Consider the following 15,325-nt stretch of genomic DNA (forward strand, 5'->3'; position numbering starts at 1 on the left):
GGGAATGGACAACGTATTGCGCGCGATCGGCATGTACATCCTGCTGATGATCGTGCTGAAAATTGCCGGGCGGCGCACGCTGCTTGAAATGACCTCGTTCGATTTTATCCTGCTGCTGATCATTAGCGAGGCAACACAGCAGGCGCTGCTGGGCAACGACTTTTCTTTTACCGGTGCGGCGATCACCATTATCACGCTGATCGCGATGGATATTCTGTTTGGCAAAATCAAAGAGTGGTTTCCCAGGGTGGAACTGTTTATCGACGGATCGCCGATCATTCTGGTGGAGCATGGCCGCCCGCTAAGTAAGCGAATGCGCAAGGCAGGCATCACTCTTGACGACGTGCTCTCATCGGCCCGCATCACCCAGGGGCTTGAGCGCATGGAACAGATAAAGTTTGCCATTCTGGAAAAGAACGGCAAGATCGCCATTATTCCCGCCGAAGAGAAGAGTTCGTAATGCAGATTTGGGTGGACGCCGACGCGTGTCCAAAAGTCATAAAAGAAGTGCTGTTTCGCGCAGCGGATCGCGCGCAAATCATGGTGACGCTGGTTGCCAATCAGGGGATGAAGACGCCACCGTCCCGCTTTATTCGCAGTCTGCAGGTGGCCTCAGGTTTTGACGTGGCGGACAACGAAATTGTACGCCGCTGCGAAAGCGGCGATCTGGTGATCACCGCAGATATTCCGCTGGCAGCAGACGTGATAGAAAAAGGCGCCGTGGCGCTGAACCCGCGAGGTGAGCGCTACACCCCGGCCACTATTCGTGAGCGGCTGACCATGCGCGATTTTATGGATACCCTGCGCGCAAGCGGCGTACAGACCGGTGGGCCGGATACCTTAAACCAGCGCGACCGCCAGCAGTTCGCCAACGAGCTGGAGAAGTGGCTGCTGGCGGCAAGCCGCGCGGGCAAAGGTTAAATCAGGTTATCGTCGTCGTTGCCAAAATCGTCGTTACCAAAGCCGCCGAAGCCGGGGTCGGCAAAGTCGCTGCGCTCGTCCTGCGGCAGGCCCGCGTCCTGATTCAGAAACTGGCTGTCATCGGCCTTGTTATAATCCTCGACCGCATTCACTGCCGTGTTGTCCACAGGCTGGGTGGGCTCATTGATGATATTCACCAGCTCCTCCGGCTGCGTATGGTGGAACATGCTGGTGAGCATATCTGCCATGATCACCCCGCCTGCCACACCCGCTGCGGTCTGTAACGCTCCGGCCATAAAGCCCGTGCCGCCGCGCGGTGCGGCATAGCCCGGAGCCGACATCTGCGGAGCGTTGTAGGTGCCGGGGATGGCGTTCTGCTGGTATTGCTGTGAACCGAGGACAGGGTCGGCACCGCGGTTTGCGCCGCCGCCGAACAGCCCCGCCAGGAAACCGCCGCTGCTCTGCTGCTGGCGTGGCGTCTGTTGAAGCTGGGCGATTTGTCCTTCAAGCCCATGAATACGCGCGTTGAGCTGCTTCATGGCCGCTTCCTGAATGAGGATGGTCTGTGCCATGTAGTAGGCGGCACCGGGCTGCTGAGCCAGGTGCTGCTGAATTAATTGCTCCGCCGCCGGTTCGCGCGGTGCGCTTTTGTCGTCTGCTTTTTTCAGCCTTTCAAAAAGCCCGTCGATCAGACGCTGCTCTGCAGATTGCATGGTTCATCCCTCTGTCATCATCAGTTATCACTATTCAGTCTGGATCAGAATCTGCTCTTGTAAAATAAACGACGGGTAAAGCTGTGCACGATTGTGTAACCGAATCCCAGCTTCTTTGGGGTTGTTTTTAACGTCGCCTTTCAAGTAAGGTGGCGCCCATAAAAGCTGGTAGCTTTCCTTTACGGTTTGCGCGCAACCGGCTGCGGAGTCACACTGTTCCTTTTGTTATATTAATGTTTTGTCGTAACGATTATTTTACACTTAACGTTTGTACTAGTTTGCTGGTATGCTGGATCTATTCGTGACGACTTTCTTTTCTCTCTCTGGCGAACCGCTGAGGATTTTCCTTTGATGACTCAACCCATTTTTCTGGTCGGCGCACGCGGCTGCGGTAAAACTACCGTTGGCACGGCACTCGCGCAGGCGTTGGGCCGTAATTTTGTCGATACCGATAACTATTTGCTCACCAGTACGCAGATGAGCGTGGCGGACATCGTAGCCCAGGAAGGTTGGGACGGTTTCCGCGCGCGCGAAAGCCTGGCGTTAAAAAGCGTTACCGCGCCGGAGACCGTTGTCGCCACCGGCGGCGGCATGGTGCTGGCAGAGGCTAACCGGCAGTTTATGCGCGAGCATGGGGTAGTGATTTATCTTCGCGCTCCGGCGCAAATCCTGGCCGACCGGCTTGAAGCTTTTCCGGAAGAGGGCCAGCGCCCAACCCTTACCGGCAAGCCAATTACCGATGAAATCGTCGAGGTGCTGGCCGCCCGTGAAGCGCTTTACCGTCAGGCAGCGCACCACGTTATTGATGCTTCCCGCCCCCCTGAAGCGGTGGTGGATGCGGTGCTGGCAGGGCTGCAACTCTCCAGGGTCAGCCAATCGTCTATACTTAGTGCTCATCTATGACATAAGGAAGAGCAATGGCGAGCCAACCTCCCTATCCGCGCGAAGCGCGCATTGTCGAAATTGAAAAAGGGTCACAGACCGAAACCGTGACCTGGTACCAGCTCCGGGCGGATCATCCCCATCCCGACACGCTAATCAGCGAGCACGAAACCGAGCAGGAAGCCCTGGATGCCAAACGGCGCTATGAGGATCCGCAGAAAATCTAGCAATTCCAGGCAAGGATGCCGGGTGCCCGCAAGAAATTTCCCAAAAGTCTGCTCCCGTCTGGTTAATCACACTTTTTACGCCCCCGATAAGTTAAATAAACATTACGATAATGTTATATGAAATAGCATTGACGTTTCGTTAAGGATTCCGGCGATGCTCATGCGATATGCTGCTACGCTTTGTGATTACTTCTTAAGCGACCCTGCGGCCAGCATCTGAAAGGGGAAAGGTATCAGCGCAGCACAAGGGGCTGGTACAGGAGAAAGGCGGAACGAAACATGAAACCAGCATTGGCCATTCTTACCATCGGTGTAGTTCCCGTCAGTGAAATTCTGCCGCTATTAACCGAACATATATCTGCCGATCAAATTAAACATGTCACCCTGTTGGGGAAGATGTCCCGTGAGGAAGTGCTGCTCGATTATGGCACCGATCCGGGGGAGGATGAACTCCACGCGCTGCTTGCCGATCAGACAATTATTAACATCAGCAAGCCGAAGATCGAGCTGGCGCTACAGGGTATTCTCAAGATGCTGGATAAGCAGGATTACGATGTTATTTTGCTGATGAGCTCGGAGCGCTTCAGCGGGCTGAATGTGAAGAACAGCATGCTGCTGGAGCCTGAACGGATTATTCCACCGCTGATTAATTCCATTGTTGATGGGCATCAGGTGGGGATTATTCTGCCCATTCCCGAGCTGCTGGCCTCTCAGCATAAAAAATGGCAGCTACTGGCTAAACCCCCGCTGTTTTCGCTGGCGAATCCGGTACACGGTACGGAGGATGATTTGATCTTAGCTGGTAATAAGCTGCTGGCCGGAGGTGCCGATGTGCTGGTACTCGACTGCCTGGGCTACCATCAAAAGCATCGCGATCTGCTGCAAAAAGCTCTTGATGTGCCGGTAATATTATCGAACGTGCTGTTAGCGCGACTTGCCTCAGAGCTGCTTGCCTGACGGGGAATAACAATTTGCGTGACAGCCTCTCAGGTTGCCCTCTATATTGTTTTTTTGAATCATTTTAAAAGGGCCTGTCTATGCTACAAAGTAATGAGTACTTCTCCGGCAAAGTGAAATCCATTGGTTTTACCAGCAGCAGCACGGGCCGCGCGAGCGTGGGCGTAATGGCGGAAGGTGAATACACCTTCGGCACTGCGGAGCCAGAAGAGATGACCGTCGTCAGCGGTGCGCTACACGTTTTACTGCCTGGTGAAATTGAGTGGAAAACATTCGCGGCGGGTGAGGTGTTTAACGTGCCGGGCCACAGCGAATTCCATTTACAGGTTGCTGAGCCGACTTCCTATCTGTGCCGTTATCTGGCTGATAAATAAATAATGATGGCGGGCCAGCATTGCGCTACCCGCCACCTTCGTTTTACTTCTGAGCTTCCCCGCCCAGCGCTTCTACCAGATTTTTGATCAGTGCGGCCAGTTCGCCGGTCATCAGAATAAAATCGGCGTCAAAACGAGCGCCAAAATCTTCGCGGTCGATATCTTCATTCTGGTCACGCAGCGTATCGGCGAACTTAAGACGCTTAATAGAACCATCGTCTGCGACAACCAGCTGGATACGCTCCTGCCAGTCCAGCGCCAGTTTGGTGACCACTTTCCCGGCTTCGATGTGGGTGGCGATTTCGTCGCACACCAGATCCTGCTGCTTACAGCGGATCACGCCGCCGCCTTCGAGGATCGCTTTCAGCTCAGCTTCGTCCATCAGCGCAAAACCGGCTGGCAGATCGCCCGAACGCACCCACTCGGTCAGCGTCAGTTCGATAGGGGTTTCCAGCGCCAGCGGCACGACGGGCAGTGAACCCAGGCTTTTACGCAGCAGAGCGAGCGTATCTTCCGCTTTCTTGGCGCTGGCGCAGTCCACCATGATCAGCCCGTTGACGGTGTCGATCCACATCATGGTCTGGCTGAAACGGCTGAACGCGCGCGGCAGCAGGGAGTGCAGCACTTCATCCTTCAGGGAATCTTTCTCTGTTTTCTTCAGCTTGCGGCCCTGGTCCGCTTCCAGCTTGCTGATTTTCGCTTCCAGCGCCTGCTTGATGACCGGCGACGGCAGAATTTTTTCTTCTTTACGGGCGCAAATCACAATCTGCCCGTTATTGGCGTGGGTTAATGCATCACTGTGCGAGCCCATCGGTGGCACCCAGCCGGTTTTTGCCATATCCTGGCTACCGCAGGGGCTGAACGTGAAGGCGGCCAACTGTTTTTCCATCTCATCCGCGCTAAGCGTGATGTCGCGGCTTAAACGGTAAACCATTAAATTTTTGAACCACAGCATGATTTTTTCCCGGTCAGGTCAGTGAAACGCAGCGGGCATGATAGCGAATCAGCCGCTACGTTTCATTGCCTTTACGGCCCCCGACTTCTACTCTATTGATAACGCTCATCAAATGAGGAAATTTCAGTGCGTATAGGTATCGATTTAGGCGGCACCAAAACGGAAGTGATTGCGCTGGGGGATGCGGGCGAGCAGCTTTTTCGCCACCGCCTGCCGACGCCAAAAGATGATTATCAGCAAACCATCGCCACCATTGTTGAGCTGGTGCGCCTGGCAGAGGAGGCCACAGGGCAGCGCGGTACGGTCGGCCTGGGGATCCCTGGATCGATCTCGCCTTATACCCGCGTGGTGAAGAACGCTAACTCAACCTGGCTTAACGGCCAGCCGTTCGATAAGGACCTGTCGGATGCTCTAAAGCGGGAAGTCCGCCTGGCGAATGACGCCAACTGTCTCGCCGTTTCCGAAGCGACAGACGGCGCGGCGGCAGGGGCCGGCATTGTGTTTGCGGTGATTATCGGCACAGGCTGCGGCTCGGGCATTGCCATCAACGGGCGCAGCCTGATCGGCGGTAACGGTACGGCGGGAGAGTGGGGCCATAACCCGCTGCCGTGGATGGATGAAGATGAGTTGCGCCATCGCGAAGAGGTGCCGTGCTACTGCGGGAAGCAGGGCTGCATCGAAACCTTTATTTCCGGTACCGGCTTCGCGACCGATTACCAGCGTCTTAGCGGCACAAAGCTTAAGGGCAACGAGATTATGCATCTTGCTGAACAGCAGGATCCGGTGGCGGAGCTGGCTATCAGCCGCTACGAAATGCGCCTGGCAAAATCGCTGGCGCATATTGTGAATGTCCTCGACCCGGACGTTATCGTGCTGGGCGGCGGGATGAGCAACGTGGAGCGCTTGTATAAAACGGTGCCGCAGCTGGTAAAGCCGTGGGTGTTCGGTGGCGAGTTCGAAACGCCGATCCGCAAAGCGGTTCACGGCGATTCCAGCGGCGTACGCGGCGCGGCCTGGCTGTGGCCCACAGAGAAGTAACAAGCGATCGGCGGTGGATGACGCTGCCGCTTATCCACCCTACAGCTTCCTGCCCCTATGCGAGGCGTTCGTAGGTCGGGAGCGCAGCGTCATCCGACATTGTCAGATCATCCTACGGAAAACGCCTTCGCTAACCGGCTTACCCCTAAGCCGTTAATCTTCTTCACTTGAATCTGCACCGGGATACGCTCTTTCATCGCCTCTACGTGGCTGATGACGCCTATCGTTTTGCCGCTGGCGTTCAGCGTATCCAGCGCGTCCAGTGCCGTGTCCAGCGTCTCTGCATCCAGCGTGCCGAAGCCTTCGTCCAGGAACAGCGAGTCGATGCGGGTTTTGTGACTGACCAGATCCGAAAGCGCCAGCGCAAGGGCCAGGCTGACCAGGAAGCTTTCACCGCCGGAGAGGGTGCGGGTGTCGCGCACCGCGTCCGCCTGCCAGGTATCGACAACCTGCAGCTCCAGCGCCTCGCTGTCTTTGCGCTGTAAAAGATAGCGCCCGTGAAGACGGTTGAGCTGGTTATTCGCCAGCCATACCAGGTTATCCAGCGTCAGCCCCTGGGCAAACTTGCGGAATTTATCCCCTTCTTTAGAGCCGATCAGCGCGTTGAGATAGCCCCAGTCTTCGGCCTGTTCTTCACACGCCTTTATCTCGGTCATCAGCGCCTGCTGGCGAACACGGTTTTCCGCATCATGACGCAGCTGCTGCTGGATCTGCCCCTGCTGGGTAGTGTTATCCCGCAGCCGTTGAGTCAGCTCCGCGATCTGCTGTTGAAGCAGCGGCAACTCCGCATCCGCTGCCAGCTGCTCCGGGCGGGCCAGCTGATGCTGTGCCAGCGCGGTTTCAGCCTGCTGGCACAGAACGCTCTGCTGCTGCTGCTGACGTTCAAGCTGCAATTTAAGCTGCTCCAGTTCGGTTCGCTGCGTGTCGTCCAGCAGGGCGTTCTGAAAATCTGTTTCGTCGCCGAACGGGCTGGCGGCCAGCCCGGCGTTAAACTGCTCTCTGGCGCTGAGCAGATCGGCTTCGCCCCGTTTACTTTGTTCCTGCAGCAGCCTGAGCTGCCCGTCCAGGGTACTGCATTCATTGTGCAGCGCCTGCCAGCTATTCAGCGCTTCGGTCCGTTCGCTTTCCGCCAGCTCGGGCGGCGCCGATCCCTCATCGGCTACCGTCGCCAGCAGGTTTTCCAGCGTGGCGAGCTGCAGCCGGAGCTGCGGAAGCTTCTCACTGTGCTGCTGCCAGAGTTGCGACTCCTGTTGACGCGCCGCCAGCCAGGCCTGCTCTTCGCCAGCTGCGGGCTGGGTGAGGCCAACCTGCTCCAGCGCCGCACGCAAACCCTCGCGCTGGCTGGCTAATTCCTCTGCCGCACGATCGTAATGCTGCCTGTCTTTTTGCAGCTGTTCTTCCAGCGCCAGACGTTCATGCAGCTGGCGAAGCTGCTGTTCGCGCAGCTCCTGCTCTTCCAGCCAGCCACCGATGTCATCCTGCGGCGTGAGGGATATTTGCAACCCGGCGCAGCGCTGCTGCCAGCGGGCGGCAGTCACCGTATTCTCTTCCGCCAGCGTGGCCTGGGCTGCAACCAGCTTTTCTCGCTGCTGCCGCTGGCTGTCCAGCTGGCCCTTCAGGGCAAAACCTTGTTCCCTGAGCTTTTCAACCTCGAGTTTTAAAACAGCGAGGCGCTGCTGCTTTTCACCCGGCTGAATAGCCTGATAGGCGGTAACTGCGGGATGCTGAGTGGAACCACATAAAGGGCACGGCGAGTCCGGCTGCAAACGCGAGCGCTCTGCTTCCAGGCTCTGGATAATTCTTTCCTGCTCGACCAGTTTTTCCAGATCGCTTTCGTGCTGGCGTTTGTCCTTGTACTGCTGACGCTTTTTGGTCAGCTCCGAGTCTTTTTCGGCAATCTGCTTATCCAGCTCGTCCAGCTCCCGCTTCTGCTCTGCGCGGCGCTTTTCCAGCGCGGCAAACTGAGGCTGAAGCGCGGCAAGCTGCTGGCGGTCCGCACGCTGGCTGGTGAGCTGTTGTAAATGAGCGCTCACTTCTTCCCGACTGAGGGTTAAGCCAGCTTCAGGGAAGGCAGCGAGTTTTTGCTGGCCGGCCTGCATCGCCTGCTGCAGCTGTGCGATCTGCTTTTCATCTCTGGCCTGCTGCGCAAAGGCCATGCGCCAGCCTGCAATCTCTGCTCCCCACAGGCGATAGCGATCGTGCGCGGCCAGCCACTCCTGCACCTGCTGACTTTCGGCCTGCAACGTTTGCGCGTTTTGCGCGGCGAGCAGCCGGGTTTGCTGGCGGCGTGTGGTGCTGTGCTGTAAGCGAGCATTCACATTCGCGGCCTGTGCGAGGACGACCTGCTGCGCCTGCTGGCGCTCCTGCAGGCGCTGCCAGTGCGGGCGGAGTTTTTCAGCGGGCAGCGAGCGGGTCAGTTTTTCAAGGCGCGGCGTTGCCTCCTGTAAGGCTTTATTCGCCGTCTCCAGCGCCTGTTTAGTCCGCTGCTGGTCGCCGTTCAGCTGCGCAAACTGGCTCAGCCACTGCTGGAACTGCGTGAGCTGACGCTGTTCATCCAGCAGGTTTTTTTCGGCAAGAGTGAGCGCCTGCAAACTCTCTGTGAGCTGCTGCTGCTGTTCTTCGCTGAGCAGCGCCACGCCCGCGGCCTGGGCGTGGAGATTTTCCAGGCGGCTTTTGATTTGCTTATGGTTTTCAAACACGGCGGCAGAGACCGTGCCGTAAATCTCCGTGCCGGTCAGCTCTTCGAGCAGCGAGGCGCGGTCGTTCGCATCGGCGTTCAGGAACGCCGCAAACTGCCCCTGCGAAAGCATCATCGAACGGGTAAAACGGTCGTAATCCAGCCCGGTGAGCTTTGCTATCGCATCGAGTTTATCTTTGATTTTATCGGCAACGATTTTGCCCGTTTCGATTTCCGCCAGCTCCACGCGCGGAACCTGGAGATTGCCGTCCGCCGAGTTGCGCGCCCGGTTCTGGCTCCAGAACGCACGGTAGCCCACGCCTTTAACTTCGAATTCAACTTCTGCCAGACACTCGGCGGTATCCCGGGTCATCAGGTCGTTCTGCGACTGGGAAACCGTGCTGAGGCGCGGCGTTTTGTGGTAAAGCGCGAGGCAGATCGCATCCAGCAGCGTGGTTTTTCCCGCGCCGGTCGGGCCGGTTATCGCAAACAGCCCGTTGCTGGCGAACGGCTCCTGGGTAAAATCGATTTTCCACTCGCCTTTCAGGGAGTTGAGGTTTTTTAAGCGCAGGCTGAGGATTTTCATGCCGTTTCCTCCGCGTCATGCAGGTTGGATACTGTCTGAGCAAAAAGCGTTCGCAGGCGCTGTCCTCGCTCTTCGCTCGTCTCTTCCTGCGCCAGGCGGCGTTCAAAAACTTCTTCCACGGTCAGCTCGCTCAGGGTTTCTTTATGCTGATTCGCAATCACGCGCTCGCGCTGTTCCCGGCTGCGGCGCAGTAGTACAACTTCTACCGGCAGGTGGTCGGTTAGCTGCTGGATATGGCGCTGGGAGTCGTGAAGGTATTCATCGGTGGCGATTTCGATATCCAGCCAGACCTTCGGCTCGGCAGGCGCATCCCGCCACTGTTCCAGCTGCCGTTCAATTTCGGTAAGAGAGCCTTTGATTACCGCCAGAGGCTGGCAGACCGGGACCGGCAGAGCGGTGACTTCATGCAGCGCACCGTCCGCAAACTCCACCAGATAAACGCTTTTCGCTTTGCCGGTTTCATCAAAACTCAGCGGGATAGGCGAGCCGCTGTAGCGAATGTGCTCCGTGCCGCCAATCAGCTGCGCGCGATGTATGTGGCCAAGGGCAATATAGTCGGCGGGCGGGAAGTTCTGCGCCGGGAAGGCGTCCAGCGTACCAATGTAGATGTCGCGCACCGCGTCGGTTTTGGTGACGCCGACGGTGGTCAGGTGCCCGGTGGCGATAATCGGCAGCTTCTGGTCGCCACGGGCGATCACGGCTGCGGAATGGCATTGCTGATAATGTTCTGTGATTGCTTCCATTAACGTGCGCTGTTTTTCATGCCCGCTCATGCCCGCCTGGCTACTCTGGATATCACGCGGGCGCAAAAATGGGATCGGACAGAGGATCGCGCCGGGCGTGCCATCCTTCTTTTTAAGGATCAGCGTTTGTTCGCTGCTGTCATGACGGGCGCTGGCGATAACGGTAGTGTTCAGGCAGGCCAGCAGCTCCCGGGATTCATTGAGCGTGGCAACGGAGTCGTGGTTACCGGCAAGGACCACCAGCTGGCAGCCGGTGGCCTGGAGCTGAACGACAAAACGGTTGTAGAGTTCACGGGCGTAGCTCGGCGGCGAGCCGGTATCAAAAATATCTCCGGCGACGATTATCGCATCCACGCTCTGCTCAACCGCGGTGCTCAGCAGCCAGTCGAGAAAAGCCTGATGTTCCGGCCCGCGGCTTTTGGTATAAAAATTCTGACCGAGGTGCCAGTCCGATGTGTGGATAATGCGCATAACCCGTCCCGTGGCAAAAAAAGTGTGGGGGGATTATAACTGAGGGCTGGTCTGTTTACATTCCTCAGGAACGGGTGTGCTACGGGGAAACGGGGAGCGGAAATTTACTGACAATGGCAAGGCGATCCTGATGTTTATCCTGATCTGACCACAGCCAGTCAGTCTGGGTCTGAACATCGATTTCAGTTTCTATTTCCCGTAATTCGCAGGTCAGCATATCGTAACCGTACAAATACATGTCGCTGTGAAGCGCATCAAAAAAACGGGCGTGCCAGAAGGACATGCCGTCAGTTGTCTGGCTACGGTCAGAAACAACAACGTCGTAATTTTCCAGCAGATACTGAGTGAATATTTTCCCGGCCACATCACGTAGCGCACCACGATGCTTAGGTTTTTGGGTTCGCCAGACGAGGATCTGCGTGACAGGGCGATGCTTTAAAAAACTGTCCGGCTGGAAAATCACGCGGTTGTAATAAACCACTTCTTGCGTTAAATCGTTCACTACCGCGAGCTCAAAGTGTTGCTGCGGTACTTCGTGATGCAGGCGGTTATTCACTCTTATAAGCCGATAACCCGGGGCGAGCGAAAGGCCTGGCAGATGTATCTCTTCCTGAGGAGTTAAACTGACAAGAAGATTTCGATTGCTGGCATCCAGAGTTAGCATGGAAAAGGTTTTCTGAACGACCGACGGGTCAATTAACATCTGTGGCATTGGTTATTCTCGCAGCGATTTGAGATGTTTTGACTATACCATAGTCTGCCGATAGTTTATTTGGCGGTAATTTTCCCGTGTCATAATTCATCGTAATGAGTCATGCAGCGGTCATTTTTTTCATAAATCTGTCATAAATCTGACGCATACTGGCGCACAAATTAGCAATGGCATTGTTTAAACAGGGCAAATCATGGCGAAGCGTATTTTAGTCGTAGAAGATGAAGCTCCAATCCGTGAGATGGTGAGCTTCGTGCTCGAACAAAACGGTTTTCAGCCAGTAGAAGCAGAAGATTATGACAGTGCGGTGAATCTTCTTATCGAGCCGTTCCCGGACCTGATTTTATTAGACTGGATGCTGCCCGGCGGGTCGGGCATTCAGTTTATCAAACACCTCAAACGCGAGGCTTTAACTCGCGAAATCCCTGTGATGATGCTGACCGCGCGCGGCGAAGAAGAAGATCGCGTGCGCGGACTTGAAGTGGGCGCTGATGATTACATCACCAAGCCGTTCTCCCCAAAAGAGCTGGTCGCCCGTATTAAAGCGGTGATGCGCCGTATTTCACCCATGGCGGTGGAAGAGGTGATTGAAATGCAGGGACTAAGCCTCGACCCATCTTCACACCGCGTGATGACCGGCGAAAACCCGCTGGATATGGGGCCGACCGAATTCAAACTGCTGCATTTCTTTATGACGCACCCGGAGCGCGTTTACAGCCGTGAACAGCTGCTGAACCACGTCTGGGGCACCAACGTTTACGTTGAAGATCGCACGGTTGATGTGCATATCCGCCGTTTACGTAAAGCGCTGGAATTGACCGGACACGACCGCATGGTACAAACGGTACGCGGCACGGGCTATCGTTTTTCGACCCGTTTTTAGTTTCCTTCAGGAGTGTGACGCGTGCTGGAACGGTTGTCATGGAAAAGGCTGGTGCTGGAGCTGCTGCTCTGCTGCATACCGGCGGCGATTCTCGGGCTGATCTTCGGCCATCTCCCCTGGTTTTTGCTGGCGGCGGTGACCGCGCTGCTGGCCTGGCATTTCTGGAATTTACTTCGCCTGTCGTGGTGGCTGTGGGTCGACCGCAGCATGACGCCCCCGCCGGGCCGCGGCAGCTGGGAGCCATTGCTCTATGGCTTGCACCAGATGCAGCTGCGCAATAAAAAGCGCCGCAAAGAGCTGGGAAACCTGATTAAGCGCTTTCGCAGCGGAGCGGAATCGCTGCCCGATGCGGTGGTGCTGACCACGGAAGAGGGGACGATTTTCTGGTGTAACGGCCTGGCACAGCAGCTGCTGGGGCTGCGCTGGCCGGACGATAACGGTCAGAACATCCTTAACCTGCTGCGCTACCCGGAGTTTACCCGCTATCTCTCTAATAAAGAGTTCTCCCGCCCGCTGACGCTGGTGCTTAATAACGGTCGTCATCTTGAATTTCGGGTTATGCCCTACAGCGACGAGCAGTGGCTGATGGTGGCGCGGGACGTCACGCAGATGCACCAGCTGGAAGGCGCTCGCCGCAACTTCTTTGCCAACGTCAGCCATGAATTACGTACGCCGCTGACCGTTCTGCAGGGCTATCTGGAAATGATGCAGGACGAGGGGCTGGAAGGCCCGCTCAAGGACAAGGCGCTGAGCACAATGCGCGAGCAGACGTCGCGCATGGAAGGTCTGGTCAGGCAACTGCTAACGCTTTCACGTATCGAGGCCGCTCCGGCAATGGCGCTCAACGAGAAAATTGACGTGCCGCTGATGCTGCGGGTTGTGGAACGGGAAGCCCAGACGCTGAGCCAGCAGAGGCAGACTTTGCAGTTTGATATCGACCCGGTGCTGCGGGTCTTCGGCAACGAGGAACAGCTGCGCAGCGCGATTTCCAACCTCGTTTATAACGCCGTAAACCATACGCCGGAAGGCACGCATATCACCGTCAGCTGGGAGAAAACTCCGCTCGGCGCGAAGTTCAGCGTAATGGACAACGGACCGGGGATTTCAGCGGAGCATATTCCGCGTCTTACCGAGCGTTTCTACCGGGTGGATAAAGCCCGCTCAAGGCAAACGGGCGGCAGCGGGTTAGGGCTGGCGATTGTGAAACATGCGCTTAGCCACCACGACACGCGTTTGGATATCGAAAGTAAACCAGGGCGCGGCACGAGCTTTTCGTTTGTGCTGCCTGAACGGCTGATTGTGACGGAGTAGAAATGTTGAAATGTCGGATGGCGCTAATGCTTATCCGACCTACGCAGGGGGTTGTAGGGTGGATAAGCGGTAGCGTCACCCACCGATAGCGCACAAATATTAACCAAATCCGTCAACTTGCCTTTCCATCTACCGCTTACAGGCTATTTTTACGCCTTTCGTTAACCGCCCTCGCTCATTTGGCGATTATTTGACCGCATGATGCGCCATGATACTTTCTGTTAAATGAATTTATTCACTGCTTATATGTTTAATTTAAGCATATCAAACTACTTTTCCGATCCCTTCTTGTCTTCAAACGCTATAAGCGATTTAATTGCGCCCCGCTGTTAGCAGTACGACTGAAATTGCGTGGTAATACGATTAACTATTCTTCGCCAACGTACGGGATCAGTATTTTCCGCTGTCGATACCGATTAACACCGCTTTTTTGCCATCATGGAAGGCAAGAAATTTGAATATTTTCAACATCACACATCCACAGGCTGCAAATATCTTATGACCCATCAATTAAAATCTCGCGACATCATCGCACTGGGCTTTATGACCTTTGCGCTGTTCGTTGGCGCGGGCAACATTATCTTTCCTCCTATGGTTGGTTTACAGGCTGGTGAACACGTCTGGATGGCGTCGTTTGGCTTCCTGGTGACCGCCGTGGGCCTGCCGGTGCTGACCATTGTGGCTATTGCCCGCGTGGGCGGAGGCATCGATAGCCTGAGCTCGCCGATTGGCCGCCGTGCTGGCGTCCTACTGGCAACCATCTGCTATCTGGCCGTTGGCCCACTGTTTGCCACGCCGCGCACCGCGACCGTCTCTTTTGAGGTGGGTATCGCGCCGCTGACCGGGGCCGGTGAGCTGCCGCTGTTTATCTACAGCTTGATTTATTTCGCGATGGTTATCGGCATCTCTTTGTATCCCGGCAAGCTACTGGATACGGTCGGACACGTGCTGGCACCGGTGAAAATCGTTGCGCTGCTGGTGCTGGCTGCGGGGGCCGTTCTGTGGCCTGCGGGCGGGATCAGTACCGCTACTGCGGCCTACCAGAATGCTGCGTTCTCTAACGGTTTCGTTAACGGCTATCTGACGATGGATACCCTGGCCTCGCTGGTGTTCGGCATCGTGATTGTTAACGCCGCGCGTTCCCGTGGCGTGACCGAATCCCGTCTGCTGACGCGTTACACCATCTGGGCGGGCCTGATTGCCGGCGTTGGCCTGACGCTGATTTATCTGGCGCTGTTCCGCCTGGGCTCCGACAGCGCGACGCTGGTTGCTGACCAGAACGCCAACGGCGCGGCTATTCTGCACGCTTACGTGGCTCACACCTTCGGTGGTGCGGGCAGCCTTTTCCTGGCCGCGCTGATTTTCCTCGCCTGTATGGTTACCGCTGTGGGCCTGACCTGCGCCTGCGCCGAGTTCTTCAGCCAGTACCTGCCACTCTCTTACCGTGCGCTGGTATTTATCCTGGGCCTGTTCTCGATGGTGGTGTCTAATCTTGGTCTGAGCCACCTGATACAGGTTTCTATTCCGGTGCTGACCGCCATTTATCCACCGTGTATCGCACTTGTTGTGCTGAGCTTCACCCGTCCGTGGTGGCATAATTCGACGCGCGTTATCGCACCGGCGATGCTCATCAGCACAATGTTTGGTATCATTGACGGCATCAAGGCTTCTGCCATCAGTGATATACTTCCGGCGTGGACCTCACGTCTGCCTCTGTCGGACCAGGGTCTGGCGTGGGTATTGCCGACCGTGGCGATGGTTATAATCGCGGTGGTCTGGGACCGGGCAGCAGGACGGCAAGTGACCTCCAGCGCCCACTAAGAACATTGTTTGTTGTTTAACCACGGGGCTGCGCTCCGTGGTTTTTTATTTGTT

General features: G+C 56.3%; 15 protein-coding genes. 10 read left to right on the plus strand and 5 right to left on the minus strand.

The features are described from left to right. Positions 1-4 precede the first annotated feature (4 nt). Positions 5-460: a DUF421 domain-containing protein gene (locus ACA108_04985; GenBank protein XEX96893.1), complete on the plus strand. Its 456-nt coding sequence runs from the start codon at positions 5-7 to the stop codon at positions 458-460. Next, entirely contained in the window at positions 460-921 is a 462-nt protein-coding gene (locus ACA108_04990) for a YaiI/YqxD family protein (GenBank protein XEX96894.1), read from the plus strand. Before ACA108_04985 ends, ACA108_04990 begins: the two co-directional genes overlap by 1 nt. Here ACA108_04990 and ACA108_04995 read toward each other — a convergent pair. Beyond that, positions 918-1,634, minus strand: coding sequence for a DUF2076 domain-containing protein (locus ACA108_04995; protein ID XEX96895.1), 717 nt, complete (start codon positions 1,632-1,634; stop codon positions 918-920). The genes ACA108_04990 and ACA108_04995 overlap by 4 nt on opposite strands. Positions 1,635-1,985: 351 nt before the next feature. On the opposite strand from ACA108_04995, the gene aroL reads away from it, so the two are divergent. The 4 genes from aroL (at position 1,986) to ppnP (ending at position 4,074) form a co-directional block, all read left to right on the plus strand. Next, positions 1,986-2,537, plus strand: coding sequence for a shikimate kinase AroL (gene aroL, locus ACA108_05000; GenBank protein XEX96896.1), 552 nt, complete (start codon positions 1,986-1,988; stop codon positions 2,535-2,537). A gap of 14 nt (positions 2,538-2,551) precedes the next feature. Beyond that, positions 2,552-2,743, plus strand: coding sequence for a YaiA family protein (locus ACA108_05005; GenBank protein ID XEX96897.1), 192 nt, complete (start codon positions 2,552-2,554; stop codon positions 2,741-2,743). Between the two features lie 279 nt (positions 2,744-3,022). After that, on the plus strand, positions 3,023-3,700 hold the full coding sequence (locus ACA108_05010) for an AroM family protein (GenBank protein XEX96898.1): 678 nt from the start codon (positions 3,023-3,025) through the stop codon (positions 3,698-3,700). A gap of 80 nt (positions 3,701-3,780) precedes the next feature. Continuing rightward, the gene (gene ppnP / locus ACA108_05015; GenBank protein XEX96899.1) at positions 3,781-4,074 is read left to right on the plus strand and encodes a pyrimidine/purine nucleoside phosphorylase; all 294 of its coding nucleotides are present in this window, start codon (positions 3,781-3,783) and stop codon (positions 4,072-4,074) included. Between the two features lie 43 nt (positions 4,075-4,117). Here the strand turns inward: ppnP and rdgC are convergent, their stop codons facing one another. Further along, positions 4,118-5,029 carry a recombination-associated protein RdgC gene (gene rdgC / locus ACA108_05020; GenBank protein XEX96900.1) on the minus strand — a complete coding sequence of 304 codons (912 nt, stop codon included), beginning with the start codon at positions 5,027-5,029 and terminating at the stop codon, positions 4,118-4,120. Positions 5,030-5,155: 126 nt separating this feature from the next. On the opposite strand from rdgC, the gene mak reads away from it, so the two are divergent. Further along, a complete protein-coding gene (gene mak / locus ACA108_05025) occupies positions 5,156-6,067 on the plus strand; it encodes a fructokinase (GenBank protein ID XEX96901.1) in 912 nt (303 codons plus the stop codon). Positions 6,068-6,174: 107 nt separating this feature from the next. Here mak and sbcC read toward each other — a convergent pair whose 3' ends face one another. The 3 genes from sbcC to ACA108_05040 all read right to left on the minus strand — a co-directional run bounded on the left by sbcC (position 6,175) and on the right by ACA108_05040 (position 11,256). Beyond that, positions 6,175-9,330, minus strand: a complete 3,156-nt coding sequence (gene sbcC / locus ACA108_05030) for an exonuclease subunit SbcC (protein ID XEX96902.1) — start codon at positions 9,328-9,330, stop codon at positions 6,175-6,177. Beyond that, the gene (gene sbcD / locus ACA108_05035) at positions 9,327-10,544 is read right to left on the minus strand and encodes an exonuclease subunit SbcD (GenBank protein ID XEX96903.1); all 1,218 of its coding nucleotides are present in this window, start codon (positions 10,542-10,544) and stop codon (positions 9,327-9,329) included. Before sbcD ends, sbcC begins: the two co-directional genes overlap by 4 nt. A gap of 79 nt (positions 10,545-10,623) precedes the next feature. Further along, complete coding sequence (locus tag ACA108_05040; protein ID XEX96904.1) at positions 10,624-11,256, minus strand: hypothetical protein; 633 nt, start codon at positions 11,254-11,256, stop codon at positions 10,624-10,626. A 193-nt stretch (positions 11,257-11,449) separates the two neighbouring features. On the opposite strand from ACA108_05040, the gene phoB reads away from it, so the two are divergent. The 3 genes from phoB to brnQ all read left to right on the plus strand — a co-directional run bounded on the left by phoB (position 11,450) and on the right by brnQ (position 15,271). Further along, positions 11,450-12,139, plus strand: coding sequence for a phosphate response regulator transcription factor PhoB (phoB, locus tag ACA108_05045; GenBank protein XEX96905.1), 690 nt, complete (start codon positions 11,450-11,452; stop codon positions 12,137-12,139). Positions 12,140-12,160: 21 nt separating this feature from the next. Continuing rightward, positions 12,161-13,450, plus strand: coding sequence for a phosphate regulon sensor histidine kinase PhoR (gene phoR, locus ACA108_05050; GenBank protein ID XEX96906.1), 1,290 nt, complete (start codon positions 12,161-12,163; stop codon positions 13,448-13,450). Positions 13,451-13,948: 498 nt separating this feature from the next. Continuing rightward, positions 13,949-15,271, plus strand: a complete 1,323-nt coding sequence (gene brnQ, locus ACA108_05055) for a branched-chain amino acid transporter carrier protein BrnQ (protein ID XEX96907.1) — start codon at positions 13,949-13,951, stop codon at positions 15,269-15,271. Positions 15,272-15,325 lie beyond the last annotated feature (54 nt).

The organism is Dryocola sp. LX212 (genome assembly GCA_041504365.1).
In the GTDB taxonomy this organism is placed as follows: Bacteria; Pseudomonadota; Gammaproteobacteria; order Enterobacterales; family Enterobacteriaceae; genus Dryocola.

Excerpts from the sequence above, each read along its gene's own strand:
- sbcD (XEX96903.1), bottom strand. The coding sequence starts at position 10,544 with ATGCGCATTATCCACACATCGGACTGGCACCTCGGTCAGAATTTTTAT.
- rdgC (XEX96900.1), bottom strand. The coding sequence starts at position 5,029 with ATGCTGTGGTTCAAAAATTTAATGGTTTACCGTTTAAGCCGCGACATC.
- aroL (XEX96896.1), top strand. The coding sequence starts at position 1,986 with ATGACTCAACCCATTTTTCTGGTCGGCGCACGCGGCTGCGGTAAAACT.
- sbcC (XEX96902.1), bottom strand. The coding sequence starts at position 9,330 with ATGAAAATCCTCAGCCTGCGCTTAAAAAACCTCAACTCCCTGAAAGGC.
- ppnP (XEX96899.1), top strand. The coding sequence starts at position 3,781 with ATGCTACAAAGTAATGAGTACTTCTCCGGCAAAGTGAAATCCATTGGT.
- ACA108_04995 (XEX96895.1), bottom strand. The coding sequence starts at position 1,634 with ATGCAATCTGCAGAGCAGCGTCTGATCGACGGGCTTTTTGAAAGGCTG.
- phoB (XEX96905.1), top strand. The coding sequence starts at position 11,450 with ATGGCGAAGCGTATTTTAGTCGTAGAAGATGAAGCTCCAATCCGTGAG.
- ACA108_04990 (XEX96894.1), top strand. The coding sequence starts at position 460 with ATGCAGATTTGGGTGGACGCCGACGCGTGTCCAAAAGTCATAAAAGAA.
- ACA108_05010 (XEX96898.1), top strand. The coding sequence starts at position 3,023 with ATGAAACCAGCATTGGCCATTCTTACCATCGGTGTAGTTCCCGTCAGT.
- ACA108_05040 (XEX96904.1), bottom strand. The coding sequence starts at position 11,256 with ATGCCACAGATGTTAATTGACCCGTCGGTCGTTCAGAAAACCTTTTCC.
- brnQ (XEX96907.1), top strand. The coding sequence starts at position 13,949 with ATGACCCATCAATTAAAATCTCGCGACATCATCGCACTGGGCTTTATG.
- ACA108_05005 (XEX96897.1), top strand. The coding sequence starts at position 2,552 with ATGGCGAGCCAACCTCCCTATCCGCGCGAAGCGCGCATTGTCGAAATT.
- ACA108_04985 (XEX96893.1), top strand. The coding sequence starts at position 5 with ATGGACAACGTATTGCGCGCGATCGGCATGTACATCCTGCTGATGATC.